Annotated in this window: 14 protein-coding genes; 5 read left to right on the forward strand and 9 right to left on the reverse strand. The window is 58.8% G+C overall.

Annotation, left to right across the window (positions count from 1 at the left end):
- Window positions 1-4: 4 nt before the first annotated feature.
- The 7 genes from Enr13x_RS08065 to Enr13x_RS08095 all read right to left on the reverse strand — a co-directional run bounded on the left by Enr13x_RS08065 (window position 5) and on the right by Enr13x_RS08095 (window position 9,107).
- Complete coding sequence (locus Enr13x_RS08065) at window positions 5-2,983, reverse strand: SUMF1/EgtB/PvdO family nonheme iron enzyme (protein WP_145385541.1); 2,979 nt, start codon at window positions 2,981-2,983, stop codon at window positions 5-7.
- Between the two features lie 10 nt (window positions 2,984-2,993).
- Window positions 2,994-3,602: an RNA polymerase sigma factor gene (locus Enr13x_RS08070; protein ID WP_197455871.1), complete on the reverse strand. Its 609-nt coding sequence runs from the start codon at window positions 3,600-3,602 to the stop codon at window positions 2,994-2,996.
- Window positions 3,603-3,783: 181 nt separating this feature from the next.
- Window positions 3,784-4,443: an ECF-type sigma factor gene (locus Enr13x_RS08075; protein ID WP_145385543.1), complete on the reverse strand. Its 660-nt coding sequence runs from the start codon at window positions 4,441-4,443 to the stop codon at window positions 3,784-3,786.
- Between the two features lie 420 nt (window positions 4,444-4,863).
- Window positions 4,864-5,517, reverse strand: a complete 654-nt coding sequence (locus tag Enr13x_RS08080) for a hypothetical protein (protein ID WP_145385544.1) — start codon at window positions 5,515-5,517, stop codon at window positions 4,864-4,866.
- Window positions 5,518-5,625: 108 nt separating this feature from the next.
- A complete protein-coding gene (locus Enr13x_RS08085) occupies window positions 5,626-7,107 on the reverse strand; it encodes a sulfatase (RefSeq protein WP_145385545.1) in 1,482 nt (493 codons plus the stop codon).
- 433 nt (window positions 7,108-7,540) lie between these two features.
- Window positions 7,541-8,764 carry a DUF1559 domain-containing protein gene (locus tag Enr13x_RS08090; RefSeq protein WP_231744156.1) on the reverse strand — a complete coding sequence of 408 codons (1,224 nt, stop codon included), beginning with the start codon at window positions 8,762-8,764 and terminating at the stop codon, window positions 7,541-7,543.
- A 145-nt stretch (window positions 8,765-8,909) separates the two neighbouring features.
- Window positions 8,910-9,107, reverse strand: a complete 198-nt coding sequence (locus Enr13x_RS08095; protein ID WP_145385547.1) for a hypothetical protein — start codon at window positions 9,105-9,107, stop codon at window positions 8,910-8,912.
- A gap of 168 nt (window positions 9,108-9,275) precedes the next feature.
- Here Enr13x_RS08095 and Enr13x_RS08100 point away from each other — a divergent pair, with 168 nt between their 5' ends.
- The 5 genes from Enr13x_RS08100 (at window position 9,276) to Enr13x_RS08120 (ending at window position 16,553) form a co-directional block, all read left to right on the forward strand.
- On the forward strand, window positions 9,276-10,679 hold the full coding sequence (locus Enr13x_RS08100) for a Bug family tripartite tricarboxylate transporter substrate binding protein (RefSeq protein WP_197455872.1): 1,404 nt from the start codon (window positions 9,276-9,278) through the stop codon (window positions 10,677-10,679).
- A gap of 17 nt (window positions 10,680-10,696) precedes the next feature.
- Complete coding sequence (locus Enr13x_RS08105; protein ID WP_197455873.1) at window positions 10,697-12,217, forward strand: tripartite tricarboxylate transporter permease; 1,521 nt, start codon at window positions 10,697-10,699, stop codon at window positions 12,215-12,217.
- 57 nt (window positions 12,218-12,274) lie between these two features.
- Entirely contained in the window at window positions 12,275-13,672 is a 1,398-nt protein-coding gene (locus Enr13x_RS08110; protein WP_145385549.1) for a sulfatase family protein, read from the forward strand.
- Window positions 13,673-13,738: 66 nt separating this feature from the next.
- A complete protein-coding gene (locus Enr13x_RS08115) occupies window positions 13,739-15,052 on the forward strand; it encodes a DUF3592 domain-containing protein (RefSeq protein WP_145385550.1) in 1,314 nt (437 codons plus the stop codon).
- A 205-nt stretch (window positions 15,053-15,257) separates the two neighbouring features.
- Entirely contained in the window at window positions 15,258-16,553 is a 1,296-nt protein-coding gene (locus tag Enr13x_RS08120; RefSeq protein WP_197455625.1) for a transposase, read from the forward strand.
- Window positions 16,554-16,624: 71 nt separating this feature from the next.
- Here Enr13x_RS08120 and Enr13x_RS08125 read toward each other — a convergent pair whose 3' ends face one another.
- Together Enr13x_RS08125 and Enr13x_RS08130 are read right to left on the reverse strand one after the other, a co-directional pair.
- Entirely contained in the window at window positions 16,625-17,002 is a 378-nt protein-coding gene (locus Enr13x_RS08125) for a PH domain-containing protein (RefSeq protein WP_145385551.1), read from the reverse strand.
- A 123-nt stretch (window positions 17,003-17,125) separates the two neighbouring features.
- Window positions 17,126-20,050, reverse strand: a complete 2,925-nt coding sequence (locus tag Enr13x_RS08130) for a hypothetical protein (protein WP_145385552.1) — start codon at window positions 20,048-20,050, stop codon at window positions 17,126-17,128.
- Window positions 20,051-20,233: the final 183 nt, after the last annotated feature.

Below are 20,233 nucleotides of genomic sequence, written 5' to 3' on the forward strand. Positions count from 1 at the left end.
CCCGCTACGGCCGGTCGATTGGCCGCACGATCCGAAACCCGTGTTCACGGGACTGGAAATGCGGGAAGTGATGGCCGCGAAACGCCGATCGGGAATTGGGGCGGCGTTGCCACCAGCTTCCGCCGCGAAACACGCGGCGTGTGCCGGTGGTCGGCCCGGTCGGGTCGATCCCCACGTCGGCACAACAATCGGTATAGGTGTCTTCATCAAAGAAGTCAAAGCACCATTCGAAGACGTTGCCGTGCATGTCGTACAGGCCCAACGCATTGGGACGAAGCTGTGCCACCGGATGCGTCTGTTCCAGGGCGTTTGCGACGACCCACGAAGACTGTTGAAAGTCGTTTTCGCCGAATGACCATGGCGTTTCCGTTCCCGCGCGACAGGCATACTCCCATTCCGCCTCGGTCGGCAATCGATAGCCGTCGCCGGCAAGGACTTTGATGTCGCTACCGCGGATGTCGTAGCAAGGTTTCAACCCTTCGCGCTCGCTGAGTCGATTGCAAAATTCGATCGCATCGAACCAGCTGACCGAGTCCACGGGAAAATCGCCGGTGTCCACTCCCTCGACGCGTTTGTGTTTTTCGCCGCCGGCGGAGAACGACGCCGGGTTCTCTCCCATCACCGCTTCGTACTGGGATTGTGTGACTTCCATCGCGGCCACGTACATCGGCCGCGACACACGAACGCGGTGCGCCGGCGTTTCGGTCAGGTAACGATCATGCATGTGTTTGCGTTTGTCTTGGATCGACAGTTGCTGGAGTTCGTCCGGGCTGGTGCCCATCGTGAATTCACCGGGAGGCACCAGGCAGAGTTTCATCCCGATCGAATTGTACGTCGACTCGTCGACATCCAGATCCTTCGCCCATTGATGCCGGATGTTGCGCACGTCCGGTTGGGGGACGGGGGCGAGCAAGGGCTTCGGTGGAAGCCGGTGTTGTGTCAGGTAGACGATTTCGTCGACGTCGAGTGCGCGATCCAATAAAACCAATTCATCCATCAGGATCGAAATGCCCTTGCGTTCGACTTGGGCGCCGATCCGCAGGGGCGCATCGTCACGCCGATGCGAGTTGTCGAAACCGGTGGAGTCGACCAACCGACCGTCCACGTAGAGTCGTAATTCGGTTGCGGTTCTCGCGACGGCAATGTGATGCCAGAACGCGTCAATGTCCGATCTCAATGCTTCAGGATTCGAGTCTTGGCGGGATTCGCTAAAGACGTCGACCATGATCTTACCCGACCGCTGCGATTTCTTTCCGGTCAAGTTGATTGAGAAACCGCTGGTCGGCGCTGCATGACGAAGGATCGGCAACACATCGAATTCGAAGTGCTTCCGTTTGATCCAAAACGCCACGGTCATTTCGTCGTTGAACAAAGCACGCTGCGGATTGACAACGATCGGTTCGGCGATCGCAACGACGTTTAACGAGGCGCGCTCGCCGGGCAGTGGCGCACCGTCGCGAAGCATCAGCCTTCCTTCCGAGACGTCAACGGCAGCGTGCCCGTTTCCGGATCGGTCGGCCAGCCGATTTTCGTCGGCCGTATCAATCGGCCAATAGGCGATCAAGTTGGACGAGAGATTCCACGCCGTCCAGTCCTTTGGCAAGGTGGCCCGCGATGCATCCGGTGACGGTGTTTGCGGCGGCGATTCGGTGCTTGCAATCGGAAGTGCGCTGGGGGCTGCCCGGTCGAAGGGACTGGCGACGAAACCATACCAGGTGAGCATCGAGACGATCAGGAGACCGAGGACGATGGTCCGGCCGCGTAAGCCAAGCCTGTCGTGTCGGTCGACAGACTTTGGCAATTGAGCTTGCGATCGGTGCAGGCTGACGGTGGCGGGGTGGATTCCGCTGGCGGGGCCGATCAAATGCGCATCGCTGATCAGCTCCGCATCGCGCTGATTCAGTTTGGGGCAGGCGACGAGTAGTTTGGCGAGCTGATGATCCTGGGCGAAGGGCAGCAGTCGATCGGCGATTTCGTCCAGGTCTGCCGGCCGCTGTTCCGGCAACCGGCGGACCATCTGGTCGATCAGGGCGACCAGTTGCGGCGGCAGATCGTCTCGCAGCGTCGAAATCGAGGGCGCGTCGCGTGTGGTCAACGCCACCGCACGCTCGACCGCCGTCGTGTTCGCGTCCGCGTGACTGGGCGTCTTGCCACACAGCATCTTCGTCAGTGTCGCACCGAGCGAATAGATGTCGGCGCGATAATCGACGTCGCGACTGTTGAGCCCCTGTTCGGGCGACATGAACTCCAGGGTGCCGATCACCTGGCCGGTCGCGGTCAACTCGTCACGGTCCGAGTGCGGGTCACAGATCGAGGCCAATCCCAGATCCAGAATCTTGACCACCGGCGCCCCCTGGTGATCCAGGGTCAGCATCAGGTTGGACGGTTTGATATCCCGATGGATCAGCCCGGCGCCATGCGCCGCGGCCAAACCGATCGCGGTCTGTCGGGCCAATTCACAAGCGTCGGCGACCGCCAACGGTCGGCAATAACGCAGCAGTTGGGAAAACGTCACCCCGTCGACAAGCTCCATCGCCAGAAACTGGATGCCGTCACGCATGCCGCCATCGGTCGCTGCGACGATGTTCGGATGGCTGATCTTGCCGAGTGCCTTCATCTCGCGGCGAAATCGTCGATTGATCGCCGATCGACCCCGTTTTGAAGCGGTCAGCACCTTGAGCGCGACGATGCGGTCCAGACGCTCGTGCCGCGCCTTGAATACCCGCCCCATGCCTCCCTGCCCAAGATTGGATAACAATTGATACGGACCGATTTTCAAGGGTGGAAACGGATCCCCGGCAGCGTCACGGATGTCGGTCGCGTGTTCCGCATCGCCGCGCTTACTGGACAGCGAACGGACTTTGGAAACCGATTCGATGCAGCCCGATTCCAACTCAAACGGATCACCCTCCCAGTCCCTCAACTCGCGAAGCAAGGAGAGCTCGCGATCGAATGCTTCTGCGGAATCATCGGGAGCGGTCATCGGACGAAGTTCATTCCTTCATTTCCTCGCGCATCCGACGCAAGACGCGATCGGTTGCCCGGCGGACGGCATTCGCAGTCATTGCCAAGTCGCGTCCGACATCCGTTGCGGATTGGTCTTCGATCGTGGTTTGCCAAAACGCTTGCCACGTCGTCTCCTCAAAATCATCGCGAATCATCCGCAGCATTCGAAACAACAGCCCCTTGCTCACTTCATCGTCATCGGGCGGTACGTCGCAACGGAGCAGTTCTGGTACGTCGACCCGCCGGGCTTGCGCCGTCGAATCTGCTTCACCATCATGCGTTTTCTGCAGACGTTCAAAATGCCGAATCAAGGTCATCCGGTTGATTCCCCACAGCCATGCCCGAAAGCTGCCCGCGACACCGGTGGGCGTAAAAGTTTTCAGCCGCGTCGAGACGACTCGAAAGACCTCTTCGGTGACCTCTTGGGCGTCCGCCATCTGCAAGTTGGCACGCCGCGACCAGCGATACACCATCGGTGTGTAGAGATCGGCGAATCGAGCCCAGGCGTGCGGATCTTCATCGCACAGCTGACGGATCAAACCGCTAGCCGTCGTTCCCGATTTTGTTGAATCGTCCCCGCCGACCGATAAGCTCATCAACCTTGTTCCTCCAACCTTCCGCCGTGTGGTCATTCGAGTCGTCTCGACACCCCGACCGATGGACAAGAAAACGGCTATCTTGGGGACTTTTAAAATACCCGTCCAACGGCTGCCGTGCAAACTTAACGGCAGAGAAACGTCCTGAAACTCAACGGAGCGCGGCCTGGTGACACGCTGGTCACAAACTCGGGTCGTGATCCGACCAGACCTCGCGGATGTTCCGCAAGCGCCGCTCCACCGTCGCGACACTGCATTTTTGCTCCGCGGCGATTTCTCGGTTCGAATGCCCCGCCAAACGCATCAATGCGATCTCGCAATCACGATCGTCCAGACGCGAGAGTAACTCCTGGCACGACAACGGGATCTGGTCGATCAGCGATTCGGTCGGCGGTGATTCGACCAGTTCGACGAAGTCCAACAAAATGCTGGGGTAAAAGTCACTCCCGCGGCCGCGGCGTTGTTTAAAAGCATGTTGGTCGCGATGCACGTTGGCCGCTTTGCGTTTCGTGATCACGACCAACAGTTGCCAAAGGTCCTCGCGATTCTGCAATTGCCGAAATCGGCCCTTTCGAGCGCCTTCCCAAATGGCCCGCATCGCCACGATGGCGAGATCATGTTCATCGACGAAGCTGCGCGAGGCTCCGGCAAGTTTTTTATCTGCCAATTGGCAGATCCGCTCGAAATAACGATCCCATAAGGAAGCGACGGCCCGGGAGTCGCCGCGCTTCATATCGGCGATCCACTCCGAAACACTGTCTTGATCGCTGTCGTCTTTTTGGTCACAGGGCATGGACAACAGTGTACCGGATTTCGCAAGGTTTCGGGTTTTGCGATTCAAGGTCACGCATCCTGGTGGGGAAAGGGCTTGCCGTCGTCATGGGGCTGGACCCAAGCCGCGGCAAGGATCATTTTGACGACGACTGGTCAGCGACGCCCCGGCCGCCGATTTTATTCTCAGATTTTCTCTGAATTCAATGAGGGGCAAACGGGGGGCGCCGGGAGATGGTGGCGGACGAGTGCAACTGCGCGCGTCTACAACATTGTAGCGACCCGACCCGACCACGTTTTCCCGTTTCCCCGTCGTGATGGCCGGAAGAATTCGGTGGCGTGATCGGTTGCCGAACACCTACAATCAACTCTGACACTTGATCCAGCCAGCGATGGTGGCCCGCATGAGTTTGCCCCACTCATGATGGGACCTACCGTCGCTGGCTTTTTTTGATGGAGCCGCGACCAGGATCGTGCAGTCCAACCAGGGTCACTTGACCTGATTCCAAACCTTGACGTCGTCGATCTGGACGCCTTCTCCCGCGCAGCGGAAGACGAGCGTCGGCTTTTTCACCCCGAATGTTGGGTGCGTCGTCTTGAGTTGCGTTTGGTCGAGGGTCGCCGTCACGTACGGCCCCCAGGTCGTCAGACGCAATTCGTGCCACTGATCCGCCTGGACCGCTGCGTCAGAGGAGGCGAGCACTTCGTTGGGATCTTCCTGCCGCCGGTTCTTGTCGACATGCTTCATGATCCGCCAGCCGGTGGGCGTGACGATGACCGAAAACAGGTGGCCCTTTTTATCCAGTTCGCCCTTGGCCGGATCGAATCCGAAATGAAAGGCCTTGGTGCCGTCGGAGAGTTTGAAACGCAACTGGTAGACGGCATTGTCGGTTTGCACGGTGTAGCGGGCCGCGGCGGCATGTTTGTCGGCCGACACTTCATTCCCCTGCAGCACGCCGTCGACCACTTTCCAAGCTCCGGTGTTGATGTGCCACCGGTCGCCGAGCGGCCCGTCGAACGATTGATCGACGACCAAATCGCTGTTTTGCGGGGCGACATCGAATTGAGATTCGACGGCGTGGGCGGGCTTGGAATGAACGAGCGCGAGAGCAAGCAACGCGGCCAGCAGTGTTCGTGTTGTCATCGGATTCATGGAGGAGGAGCTTTGGCGGGGAAGGCAGTGGACACCATTGTCGCGACCGGGCAAGTGCGATGGCGCAATCGATCGGCCGCAATGCTACGGTTGCCAGGGCTACGGTTGCCAGGGCTGCGGGCCGTTGTCTTTGGCGCGCAGGAATTTGGCGTCGACGTCCTGGTACCAGCGATGCAGTTTTTTGCGCATCCGTTCAACTCGCTCGGGATGTTGATCGGCGAGATCGTTTTGCTCACCGACGTCCTCGGCCAAGTTGTATAAATGAACCCGGCCGTCCTCGTACCGCTCGACCAGCTTCCAGTCGCCGATTCGAATCGCTCCGCCCGGGAATCCGCCTTGATTGCTGTAGTGCGGGTAGTGCCAATAGATGGCATCGCGATCCAGTTCCGTTTCTCCCTTTAGCAGCGGCACCAGGGAAACCCCGTCGAGGTGTTGTTCGGGTTTCGTGGGCAGACCGGCCAGTTCCAGCAGGGTCGGATAGAAGTCGGTGCTGACGACGGGCACGTCGCACGAATCGGGTGCGTCCTTGATCATCGGGGCGTGCATCATGAACGCTTCACGGATCCCGCCTTCGTAGACCCATCCCTTGCCGCCGCGAAGTGGCAAGTTGCTTGTCGGTGAGCCTTCCGAGGTGGACAGGCCGCCGTTGTCGCTGGTCAAACAGATGATGGTTTCGTCCATCAAGTTCAAGGCTTCGAGCCGATCGATGACGATGCCCACGGCGCGGTCCATCGATTCGACCATGGCGGCGTAGGTCGCGTGGGCCTGCAGCGTTCGGACGCGACGCGGTTGTTTTGCGTTGGGCCAAACCTGTTCTTCATCGGCAAACGCCTCTTGCGTCTCCAATCCCAAACGCTTCGCTTTCTCCTGGTACTTTTTCACCAACGACTCGGGTGCCAGCAACGGGGTGTGAACGCTGTAGAAGGCCAGGTAGGCAAAGAACGGATCGGATTGGTTTTCGGAAATGAAGTTGGCGGTTTCCTGGGCCAAGCGAATCGGCAGGTGCTCGCCATCGGGGCCGTCGGTCAGTCGCGGGTTGCCATAGGGAGAAAAATAACGCTTCCCGCCATACGGTCCGCCTCGGCTGTAACCGCCGAAATTCAGATCAAACCCTTGGCGGGTCGGCCAGAACTCCTCGCTCGGCCCGAGGTGCCATTTTCCGGCAAACATCGTGTGGTAGCCCTGTTGCTTGAATGCTTCGGCCAGGGTGACCTCGCTCAGCGGCATGTGGTCGTTGAGGACCGCGGGCAAAAAACGGCCGGGGCGTTTGCCGGAAAAGAAATTGGTGGCATCGGCGCGGGTGGGGTACCGCCCCGTCAGGATGCTGTAGCGGGTCGGAGAACAAACGGGATTGGCGGCATAGCCGTTGGTGAAATTGGTTCCCCGATCGGCAAGTCGGTCGATGTTGGGCGTTTCGTAGAACGTCTCGGGATTGTTGACGCCCACATCCATGAACCCCAAGTCATCCACCAAGAAAAAGACGACGTTGGGAGACTTGGCGTGAATCGTTTTGCAGGGCAGAAACGTCGTCGCAACAACGCAAACGATCAGGGCGGCAAGGAGTCGTGGGGGCAAACGCATCGGCGATCCAGTACGTGTCGTGTCGGAGTGATGGGGGAGACTGTCGGGCTTAGTGTAACCAACAACTCCCAATTGGGGCTTCGCCCCCGGACATCGAATGAAAGGTTTCGATTCACTCTCTCCCCGGAGAGTCGATTCATTTGCTCCAGGATTTTGCAACCCATTTAGTCTCTCTCCCTCTGGGAGAGACGGCGTTTGCGCAGCAAGCAAACGCCAGAGAGGGCTGGCGGCTCGCGAAAGTCTTAGCGAATTCCGCTACGATCAACTCCGCCACTGATCCAATCGACCTCCCCTCGCTGCGCTCGACCCTCCTGCCAGGAGGGTGACTTTAAAACCGCACGACCTCCTTCTTTCTCCCCCCCTGCAAATTCGGGGGGAGAAGGGAGCCCATGGTTGGCGTGCGAAGGCGACGTCAGCCCCGATCAAGCGGCAACTATTGGTTGAGCTGCTCCTCGATCGTTTCACCGCTGGCGCGGGTTCCGAGTGCACCCCACAATCCATACGGGCTGGGCATTCCGGGGGCCTGGTCGTCGGTGCCATTCCACTTGACGTTCCCCGCGGACGTGTCGCCCGATTCGATCGAATCGGTGATGAAGACGACGGCACCGTCCCCCATCAGGATATGGGTGCCGCCTTGGTGACGGCTGCTCGGTCCGTAGATGCCGATGGTGAACGTGTTGTTGCCGTTGCTGCAGATCTCCCGGTTCGGCGGCAGAATCGAGGTGATGCCGACATTGACGGCCATGCCATTCATCCATTTGTAGCCCCGTTGGACTTCTCGGTTGTTGCTGGCGAAGTCGGTGCCGGGGGCCCAGAACTTGGGGCGATCCGGATCGATTTGATCGGCACACAGACTGGGGTCGTTGATGATCCCGCCACGCTGGGCCACGCGTGTCGTGATTTGGTTGTCACCGAGCGCCGTGTTCATTTCGCCGCCCATGATCGTGTTGGACAGGCCATCAAGCACATCACGGAACCGGGTTTCCTCGCGTGGCACAAACATCCCGCGTGTTGTCGAACGCATCCGTGTCATGCGAGTCCGCGCGATCACCCCGGTTTGATTGCGTCCCCCGTTGTTCTGGAACTGAATCGAATCTCCCAGGGCGACGCCATAGTTGGTGCGCCCTTGTGCGGGAAAACCGACTCCGGGATCACTGGGGCATCGATACGATGGGATGTTGGTCAGCCAGGGGTCGTATTGAAATTGACCATGTTCGGCCAGGCTCATGGCGACCTGGGGCCCCATCGCGCTGAAGAACAACCCTTGCGCCGACGCGGGTTCTTGGACGGCGAACGGATTGCTGATTTGATCCCACAAGGCCTGCTGCTCGACGAAGGGCAAGATGCCGACGAGGGCACTGAGGTTGAAGAAATTATTTCCGCCGTAGGGTGCCCCCGGTGGGACCGGCGTCCTGGCCTGGGTGTTGTTACCGTAGCGATAAGTGCCACCACGGTTTCTCGGCAAGTTCTTGTACGTCGAGTGGTAATTGTGGAATGCCAAGCCGATCTGTTTGAAGTTGTTACTGCAACTCATCCGACGCGCAGCTTCGCGTGCCGCCTGCACCGCCGGCAACAGCAAACCCACCAAGATGCCGATGATCGCGATGACCACCAACAGTTCGACCAGCGTGAAGGCTCGTCTAGAATTTCTTCGCATCTGACTTCTCCCGCAACAAGAACGAAATAAAACCGAGGTGCGAAGCATGCGACCGGTCGACTAATCGACCATCGCGACGACCAGCGCACCGCTATAAAAACCAAGACGCATGTGCGTCATCATCCACGAATTTGTTATCAACGATCTACTCGCCCGTTCCGTCGTCTTCGCCCTCGTCCACCTCTTCATCGATTCGAGCCGCCGCTTCCGGATTCGCATCCAGATACGCTTGAACCGATCCCTCATCCGGCCCCGTCGGCTCTTTGGACGGACCACATCCGACGAACGTGAGAGTCCCGACCGATAGAGAAACAACGGCTAAGTTGATCCAAGAGATTTTCATCTGCTCACCGTGATAGAACGAACGACAGGAAGACGTGGAGACTCAAGCAATGCAGTTTCCAGTGACCACCATAAAGTTTTTTTCAGCCATTTGCACGAAAACTCCCAGACAAAATTCGCATATAGTGGACGCGATTTTCCGCAACTTGCCGCGCACTCCCCCCACCCATTGCGTAACACTTCGTATCACGTCGGCTCTTTCGATGCGCCCCGGTCGTTGCCATGGCGGCTGCGCTGGTGGGGCTGCGCCACGGCGCTGTTGCTGCTCGTCGGTTGCGTCGACCGCGAGCAACACGCCGACGCCTATCCGCGGCGCCCCATCAAGCTGGTGGTCCCCTTCGCCGCCGGTGGTGGCAGCGACACGTTCGGCCGCGTGATTCAAAACGCCATCGAAACACATCGACTGTTGCCCGAGCGATTGGTGATCATCAATGTGCCGGGGGCCGGTGGGACGATCGGCAGTCGACGTGTCAAACACGCGCGACCGGATGGTTACACATTGTTGTTGTTGCACGAAGGCATCCTGACGGCCCGGCATTCGGGCAGCGCGAGCTATTCGGCGGAAGCGTTCGTGCCGATCGCCGGGACCGGAAACGCGACGCAGGTGGTCGCCGTTCGCGATGACTCGCCGTATTCGGATTTGCGGTCGCTGATGCGAGAAGCCGCGCTCCACCCTGACTCGATCGTTTTCTCGGCCAACATCGGTGCCCCCAGTCACTTTGCCGGGTTGATGCTGCAATCGAAGATCCCGGGATCGAGCTTTCGATACACCCAGACCGGTGGCGGTGCCAAGCGGTTTGCCGCACTTCAGGGCGGCCATGCCGACGTGTCGTCGTTTTCGATCGCCGAATACGTTCAATTCAAACCCAGTGGGATCCGCGCGTTGGCACTGCTCGGACCGGAACGCCATGCGGATCTGCCGGATCTGGCCACGGCGACCGAACAGGGGTTCAGCGTCGAAAGTCAGAACATGCAGTTCTGGTGGGCGCCGTTGGGCACGCCGCGCGAGCGTGTCGAAACGATTGCCGATGCGTTGTCGGCGGCGATGCAGACGGACGAGGTTCGCGAGACGTTGGCGGAGATGAAGATCACCGACACGGTGCTGCGGGGGGCCGAACTGGAAGCGGAACTGCAACAGCGCGAGCGTCGCATCGCCGAGGTCGCTCCGTCGGCCGGAGTGGAATTGCCCAATTTTGCGATGTTCGCTTTGGGCGGCGTCATCCTGACCGCCGTCGCGGCATCGATCCGGGCGGTCGGTCGGCGACGCAGCGGGGTTCCACGCCGAACCACAGATCGTGAAGGTGGCGATCGGTCGGCACACACGCGTCAGCTCGCGGCGATCGGCTGTATCACCATCGGCTATGTCATCACGCTGCAGTTCCAGCTGGTCCGCTTTGTTCCCGTCACCGCGGTCTACGCCCTACTGATCGGCGGGATCCTGCTCGGGCCGTTGATTCAGTCGCGTCGGATCAAGGCCGCCAAGGCGACGATCGCGTTGTTGGTCGTCAGCGTTTTGATGAGCGTCGTGATGCATCACCTGTTCACCGAAGTGCTGGTCGTGGATTTGCCCTAACGCAGGAGAAACATCGTTTGTTTACCGAGCCCGACGTCGCGATCCGATTCCTGTTGTCCCCCACGTCGTTGTTGATGGCGGCGGTCGGTTCGTTGTTGGGCATCTTCGTCGGCGCGATCCCCGGATTGACCGGCGCGATGTTGATCGCGTTGACCTTGCCGCTGACCTATTCGATGCCGAGTGAGTTGGCGCTCGTGTTGCTGGTTTCGATGTACGTCGGTTCGGTCAGCGGAGGACTGGTGACGGCGACGTTGTTGCGGATCCCCGGGACGCCGGCATCGATGATGACGACGTTGGACGGATACCCGATGGCCCAGCAGGGCAAGGCGGGGCGGGCGCTGGCACTGGGCATCGGCGGCACCTTCATCGGCGGGATGATCTCGTGGGGATTCCTGATTTGCCTGGCCCAACCGATGGCGGCCTGGTCGTTGACGTTTGGCCCCTTCGAATTCTTTGCGCTCGTGTTGGTCGCGATGGTCTTGATTGCGACTGTCGGCGGCAAGTCGCTCAGTTTGGGGCTGTTCTCCGGCGCGCTGGGTGTGATGATCGCCATGCCGGGCTCGTCCCCGGCAACCGGCATCACGCGATTCACGTTCGGGATCCATGAGATGGATGACGGGTTCAAGTTGTTGCCAGTCCTGATCGGCCTGTTTGCGGTCAATCAAGTGATTCGGCAGGTCTTGCAGGGCGATGTCGGCGGCGATGTCGGTGGCGGCGTCACGGAAGTCAACGCGGGCGATAAACTGGACTTTCGGTTCCGCGATCTGGCGACACACGGCGTCAACTTTGTCCGCTCGGCCTTGATCGGCACCTGGATCGGGATCTTGCCCGGCATCGGCGCCAACGTCGGTTCGGTGATCGCCTACTCGGCCGCCAAGCGCGCCTCCAAGACGCCGGATCGATTCGGCAACGGCAGTGAAGAAGGCGTGGTGGCGTCCGAAACCGCCAACAACGCGACCGTCGGCGGGGCACTGATCCCGCTGGTCGCGATGGGGATCCCCGGCAGCGTGATCGACGCGATCTTGTTGGGCGCACTGGTGATTCATGGCCTGCAACCCGGACCGATGCTGGTCCAAAGCGACCCGCTGGCGGTGCAGACGATTGTCGGCACGATGCTGATCGCCAACCTGCTGACCCTGTTGTTCTTGCTGGCGTCGGTGCGTGTGATGGTGCGGGCGGCAAGAGTTCCGCTGTTTGTCCTGGTCCCGGTCGTGCTGATTTTCTGCGTGATCGGTTCCTACGCGCTCGCCAATCGCATGTTCGACGTTTGGGTGATGCTCGCCTTCGGTGTCGTCGGGTACCTGATGGAACGCTTCCACATCCCGATCGCGCCGCTGGTGATCGGGTTTGTGTTGGCGCCGATCGGCGAAGAGCACTTGGCGGCGGGGCTGATGAACAGCGGTGGCAGTTTGATGCCGATGTTCACCCAGCCGATCTCGCTGGGTTTGTCTCTGGTTGCACTGGCGCTGTTGGCGTGGACACTATGGCGTCGATTCAACGACGGCAAAGCGATTCGATTGCCCGACGAGTCGTCGTAGAACAACACCGCTTCAGAAACCCATTTGATCTGCCCTCCTACGCGACCCGCCGAAACCATGCGTCCCAACATCCTCTGGTATTGCACCGACCAACAGCGTTTCGACACGATCGGTGCGTTGGGAAATCCGCACGTGGTCACACCGACGATCGACCAATTGGTCGCCGACGGCGTCGCGATGACCCATGCCTATTGTCAAAGCCCCATCTGCACGCCGAGTCGTTCCAGTTTCATGACCGGCATGTACCCTTCGCGGGTTCACAACACCCGCAACGGCAATGAATCGTTTCCGGCCTACCCTCCGGTGATCACGAAGTTGATCGCAGATGCCGGCTACGACTGCGGTCTGGTCGGCAAGTTTCATTTGCAAAGCGCGGGGCATCGCACCGAACCGCGGATCGACGACGGGTTTTCGTATTGGAAATTCAGTCACGCGCCACGGGATGATTGGTCCCAAGGCCATGACTATGCCGAGTGGGTGCGCCGTCGCGGGGGGGACTTGGATACGATGCGGCAATCCGCCGAACGGGTTCCCACGGAGTTTCATCAAACGACCTGGGCCAGCGAGTGCGCCATCGAGTTCATCCAAGACCATGCGGCGGCGGAGCAACCGTGGTTGTTGAATTTAAACATCTACGATCCCCACCCGCCCTTCATTCCGCCCCAAGCGTACGCCGATCGATTTGATGCCGCCGACATGCCGGGGCCGCACTTCCGCGATTCGGATTTGATCCAACAAAAGAAGCTCGCCTCGCTGGACTTTCAAGACGAAATCCGCACGCCCGAGCAGCACAACGCCAAACGCGTGCAAGCGGACTACTACGCAATGATCGCGCAGATCGATGACCAATTTGCACGCATCCTTGAGACGCTCGATCGAACCGGCGCGCGGGACAACACGGTGATCATTTTCACCAGCGATCACGGCGAAGCACTCGGCGATCACGGGCTGATGTTCAAGGGGTGCCGATTCTACGAAGGCCTGGTGCGGGTTCCGTTGATCTTTTCTTGGCCGGCCCAATTTCAATCGGGATTGATCTGTGACGGACTGGTCGAATTGCTCGATCTGACCTCTACGCTGATGGAGTTGTGCGGGTTGGAGTGCCCCGACTACATGCAAGGCAAGAGCTTGTTGCCGATTCTGCGCGGCGAAGCGGATCCGGCGCAGCATCATGATTTCGTCCGCAGCGAGTATTTCGATGCGCTCGATCCACACTTCACCGGCGGCGTGGGGACGTTCGGCACGATGTACCGGACACCGCGGTACAAGCTGTGCGTGTATCATGATAAAGGGCTCGGTGAACTGTATGACCTTCAATCCGATCCCTGGGAGTTCGAAGACCTGTGGGATGACCCCAATCATCAATCGATCAAGCACGGCCTGATTCAAGACGCGTTTGACGCCCACGTCGTGCTGACGACCGACATGGGTTCGCGGCGAATCGCCCCGATGTGATGTGGTATTGGGTTCGTCCCGCGATGAAGCGTTCGCCGAAACGCTTCCAAACCAACCCGATCCAATATGAACCAATCAAATCGATCCGACATCGGTGCTCGTTTGCTGTTCGGGATCATCACGTTGATGGTGGGCTCGGCTCTACTCGGTGTGCGTCAGGTCGGCGTGTCGGGATTAAAAACCGCACAATCCTGGACGCCGACGCCTTGCCTGATCGAACGCTCCGAGTTTGATCGCGACTCCGAGGGTGATCGCTATCTCGTCATCGAGTATCGGTATCTGGTCAACGGAAAACGCTACCGGGGTGATCGGCTGGACATGGTGCCGGGGCGGGGCGGCGATGAGGGGGAATGGGAACAACAACTGCACGAAGCGCACCCCAAGGGTGCCGAAGCGACGTGTTACGTGAATCCGGATCGCCCCGATCAATCCGTGCTGGACCCGACCCATGGCGACGACGCGACGCGAAATCTGTTGTTGTTGTCGACGCCGTTTCTGACCGCGGGCGCAGCATTGTTGTTTTCGGTCGGTTGGAGTGTCGTCCATCGCCGCACAGACGAATCGGTCGCCTTGCAAACAGCCGATCCGCTTCCACCACCACCACGGAACCTGACTTGGCCCCAGCGTGTGGCGCTGCTGCGACCTCCCACCGAGACATTGCTGGCTTGGGCATTCCTGGTCGGGTTTGTCATCATTTTTAAAATGCTGGAAGGCCCCGAGCATGTGCGTGATTTGATGGTTCGGGACGAGGTGACCGTTGAGGGGAGCGTCACCGCAATCGAACAGGCGCCGGCGCAGGAATCGCGTCGACAACTCTATGAGCTTTCCTTTCAATACGAATACGCCGATCAGCTTCGCGAAGGCGTCAGCTATACCTTTGACGGCGGATACGATGTGGACGATCCGGTGACGGTGGTTGTCGATCCAGGTGAACCGTCGCGGGCCAGGATCGCGGAGACACGGCAGCGGCTCACTCCCGTTTGGATTCTGTTGTTTCCCGGCGGCGTCATCGCGTTGCTGGTGCCGGGGATCGTGACCAGTTATCTCTCACGCTTTCGCTACTGGGGACTTGCCCGTCACGGCGAGGCCGCCGGAGCGATCTTGGTCGACGCGGGACGCTCCGATGTCGCAAATCCGTTGACGAAACACGAATTCACCGCCAACGGATCGACGTATCTGGTCAACCCTCGATCAGCGATTTCAGCTGATCAGCTGTACTGCACCGTGCTCTATCGGCGGGGCGCCCCGCATCACAACGTCGGGCTTTCCACCCAGGACGAAGCGGTCCTTCACGGCGACGCCGGTTGGCGTTCGGCGTTCGGATTGATCCTCGTGCCGCTGATCTGTGTTGCAGCGATCGCGGGCATCTTGGCGATTTAGCACCGCCGGAACAATAAGTGTCGGATCTAGCGAGTGGGATAGGATTCCAGCCTGTCATTCCAGCGTCGACAGGCTGGGAGCCCAGGGCTGTAAGGGTATCGCGTGACCGCGATTTTTGTGTATTCCCGTGTTTTACGCTACACGGAGGTTCGCGATGTCATCGAAAGTTTTTGATCGGTTTGTAACCAAGGCACCATTTGCTGTCATGACCAGGGCGCTCACGCAGGACTTTATCGGGAGCGATTTGCAACTGGTTTTCGATAACAATCGAGAAAAGCAGTATGAGTACCTCGCCACATTCCAGGCAGTGGCGATGACGGTCGCTGACGTGGCCTTGAATTTCAGCGAGAATTTCAATCAAGCCTACAAGGAGCACAAAGAGAATCTCGACGTTTCTCGACAGTCATTCTATGCCAAAACCAGAGGCATAGAACCAGCGGTAAGTGAGTCGCTCGTTTCGCACGCGGCAAAGCGGACTATCCAAATGCAAGACGCGATGGGGTTCACACCCTGGGAATTGCTTCCAGGTTATCGTTGCTTGAGTATTGATGGGAATGTCTTGGCGAAGTCTGACAAAAGATTGAAAGACCTTCGAGACGTCAAGGGTGCACCGTTGCCGGGTAAACTAGTCGCGAGGTTTGACCTACAGCGACAGGTGTTTGACCGCGCGTACGTGCTGCTTGACGGCCACGCGCAAGAGTCGACGTGTTGCGATCGGATCGTGGATGATATCCAGCCGAATGATGTCGTAATTGCGGACCGGCATTATTGCATCGTCCCATTCCTCAACAAACTCGCTCAATCCAAAAGCTTCTTCGTGATCCGCCAGCACGGGCGTTTGAAAGGCGTTTTACTGGGAAAACGCAAACGCATTGGCCGCAGCAGCACAGGCGTAGTCTACGAACAAGCGTTGAAACTATCTGCTGCCGAAGATGCCATGGTGGTTCGCCGAATCACTGTCATATTGGACTCGCCAACGCGAGATGGCGACGAAGAGATTCACGTGTTGACGAATCTTCCCGCCACAGTTTCGGCTAAGGACGTGGCAGAGGTTTACCGGCATCGCTGGGAAGAAGAAACCGCGTTCAATATTTTACAGATGACGCTCACTTGCGAGAAATCAGGTGTCGGTCATCCCAAAGCAGCAACGTTCCTGTTTTGTATGTCGCTGCTCGCGTTCAATCTTCGACAAACCATCTTTGCGGCTTTGTTTGCGACCCATGACGAATCAGAGGTGGAAGCGATCAGCCACTTTCACGTCTCAAAAAATGTCTCCGATAAAACCGAAGGGATGTTGATTGCGATCACCGAGGACGAGTGGGCAGAATTGATTCCGACGACAATCAAAGGCCTCGTCGCGATGCTGAAGAAGATCGCTCGGACGATCGACCTAAAGGAGTACAGAAAATCGGTCCGCGGCCCGAAGAAGAAAAAGCCGCACCGATCAAGGAATGTAGCCTCGTCTCATGTTTCGACCGCGAAACTGCTAGGATTGACCTAGCAGGATACCCTTACAGCCCTGGGCTGGGAGCCTATCCCACTTCATTTCCGTGCGTTGCTTAGTGACAGGGCTTAGTGACAGGTATGTCGCGTGATGACCTTGATGATGTCGGCGACGTTTTCGGCTTTGCGGAAATCAAACGTCATCGGCTCGTGGGTGCTGGAGAGCCAGAGTTTGAGGTCGGAATCCAAATCGAAGTGCCCGGCGCTTTCGATCGAATAACGCACGATGCTGCGATAGGGGATCGAAAGATACTCGGTTTTCCGTCCGGTCATGCCCTGCTTGTCGATCACGATGATGCGTTTGTTGGTCAAGACGATCATGTCGCGGACGAGCTGATAGGCCCGTTCCACCGACTCGTCTTCGATGACGATCGAAGCGATCTGTTTTTCCACCTTGTCCAGATTCGCCTCCGAGGCCGAACCCAGCATGCCCGATAATAGTCCCATCGAATTTTTGTCCCTTGAAAAGGCGTGTCGTCGCAGTCGCCGCTGACGGCGGTCCGAAAAAACTGCCAGACGAAGCAGGTTGCGGTTGTTCAGTCTAACCGTTTTGCCGCCACCGGTGATGCGCTACTTCCCATCGTTGCGTTCGATTTCGACCGTCGCAATCATGGCCTGCTGCTCATAACGCAGGTACGCGATGATCTGGTCAATGCTCTCGATGAATCTGGCCGACGAGGCGTTCGGGTTCAGCCCCGGATTCTGACGCGACGACTCGCGGTTGCCGTGGACGCTGCAGACGACCTGGCTGGAGCCCTCGTCGTACGAGTAGTGGCCGTCTTCGGGGCAGAAGTAACGAATCCCGTATTTGGCTTCGGACAATTGTGCGATCTGATCCATCGGTGCATCGTACAGCTGATGAAAGTTGTAGATCGAGATGATGTTGCGGTGGCATGCCAGACGGGACTTTTCTGCCCAGTGCAGGTGAACGTCATCCTGCAGTTGGTCCAAGGCCTTGCGATTGAGCCGGAACATCAGGTGCGCCATCGGCTGTTCGGGGGACGGCGCGTTCGAACTCGCGTCGATGACTTCACGTAAAATCTCGGGTTTCGTCGCCAGCACCAATTGGTCATTGACCAGTGCGATGTGCAGACGCAGCGCGATCGCGTGCAGGCGAGCGCTCAACACATACATTTCGTGATCGCGATAGTCGGGCAGACGGTACGCATCGATCTTGCTGGGGAACGGCCCCAGATTGCCGCCCATCAAAAACGCTTTCTGCGAAAACTGTTCCAGCAAACGTTCGGCCTTGTCCTTGTTTTCGACATCGATCGTGGCGTAGACCGGCATGTTGGCCGTCAAGATCAAACCGCCGACGAGCGCCTGCCGGATCGCCGGCGGTTCGCCGATGATCGGCAGGTTGATCGGTGACAGTTGCGTCGGGTCGATTTCAAACACGATCTCTCCGTCACAAAAATGCAACGAAACGTTATCCCCCAGCCATTCCAGATCGGTCAGCGTCGGGTCTTGCGAGACCACGTTCGCCAGGCCGGGGATGGCCATCAGGAACTGCGCGGTGTTCTTGCGTCCGGGGACCATGACCATCGACGCGACCGCGGACGGCGCGATCGTGGCGACATCGATGGGCTGCGGGTTTTGGTCGACCATGCCACGCACGTCCTGGTAGTACGTGCTGCCGGCCATCGGCAACACACAGGTTTCCAGCTTCATCGTGGGCGCAACCGTGATGCGGGTCGCGACGGGGTCGAAAACCTTTTGCCAGAACGATTGGTACCGGGTCTTGTAGCGTTCGTATTGGGCTGCTTCGTCGGCCGACACGTTCTGTACCGACAATTCGGCATTGGGCGTCAGGTAGCGGAGTCGGTTGTGCAGCGAGCAGGTGCACGTGTCACTGTCCGCGTCGAACGCGTACGCTCCACCGTGTGGGCACGTGATTCGGTCGGCCGCGATGAAACGTTTCTCGATCATCTCGCTCAGGGAATTCGGCGAGCGACCGTGTTCCAAACGAAAAAACAGCGACGCGTTGTTTTGCATCACCAGATTGTTGAAACATTCGACGCGGCGCTTTTGCGAGATCTTTGCTGCCGGGGCAACGATGCGTCGGATGAACGCGTCGGAGGCGAAATAGTATCCCGAGTTGGCATCGCGTGACGGCGGCAGCAGCGTGCTGATGTATCGATAGTCGGCGGCATCATGCAGGCAGTCGATTTCACCGAGCGATGCGTCGACGATGTGCCGAATGGCGCGGTGGGAATTGGAAAAAACGTAGTAGTCGTCGTGTCGCGTCGTGAACGCACTGACCAGCCGATCGCTGGTGTAACGGGCGGTCACTTGGTGCCCGCGGTAATTGAAGTCCCGTTGGACCAGATCCGGGTGTCGTCCGCGTTCCTGGTCGATCCAGCCGATCAACTGCTTGTTGAAGGCTTGCTCGTCCTGGACGCGAAAGATGACCGTGACATCGGTTCCGTCGAGCAGATAGGGATCCGAGCCGGTCACGGCAACTTCGGTCGCGACGCCCTCGGCAAACAATTGCTCCATCCCGGATCGACGGATGACGAGCTGTTCCTCCAGTTTGGCCAGCAGCCGATTGTCCTGGGCGGTCAACTTCGAAAGCCGCACCAGGTCGTCGCCCCACTGGGTCGCCAGATCAACGGTCTCGCCCAGCGATGCGAAGGAATTGAAGTGCAAGAAATACTGGTCGGCCGGAACCAGTTTGGAGATCTCGTGAACCTGGACCGCGACGTCTTTTTCTTTGTCCAGTCGCTGCTCGAGCAAGTCTTCGTAGTCGAGTGATCGGATGCGTGGTGGCGAGATCGAACTGATGTGACGCGTGTACGCCCCACGGTTGGCCGATGAACTGAGCGTCCGCCGTTGAAGCGACTCTTGAATCGCCAGCGATCCGGTGAACAGCTTGTAGAGTCCGTCTTCCAAGTTGTCTTGCGTCGGCATGCGTTTCGGAATCGCCGGCGGATCAACGCCATAGCGTGCCTTGGACTGAAGCAAGCAGTACTGGAAAAAGGATTCGTCGGGGTAGTAGGTCAACAGCCGCGCAAAGTGTTCGTTCTGTTGCCGGGCCCAGTCTTGAAAGATGCTGCGTGGGCCGACGGATTTCCGGTCGGCCGGCACGTCGGGAATCGCAATCGTGATCGTCCCTTCGCGGACCTGAACGCGGCGCGTGCCGTCCAGGTTTTCCGAGACGGTTTCATAGGACAGCTGCACGTCGACTTTGCCGTCACCCTTGAGTCGGCCGTAGAACTCGGCGTGCTTTTGGTGAAACTTGGTTTCTTTCGGATAGATCAAGTAGGCGTTGGGATCGCTCGATCGCAGCCGCAGGTAGTTGCTCTTTTCGAATTCTTCGGCCAGGAACGGCTGCTCCAGCCGCAGGGAGAACGCGATCGTTTCGTCCTCGTCGCTGCGATAGACCTCGACGGCGTGCTGGAACGGAAGCTCCTGGGCCGGAAGCTCCTGGGCCAGGGCGGTTGCCCCGCCGAGGATCCCGCAACAGAGCATGGCGTGTGCAAAAGAATGATTCATGTCTCTCGGTGCCTCGAAGTCGTCGTTCGGCGTTCGGTTTTCGCGCAGTGACGACTCAAGAGCCCGTGGAGCGACTCGCAGAGCGCCACGGGGAGAGAATCTCGCAATTATTTGTAGAGAGGCATGCGTTGCCATCCGTATCCCGTCGGGGGCAAGGTGATCGGACAAACGATCTCCCGTATC

The organism is Stieleria neptunia (assembly GCF_007754155.1).
Lineage (GTDB): Bacteria > Planctomycetota > Planctomycetia > Pirellulales > Pirellulaceae > Stieleria > Stieleria neptunia.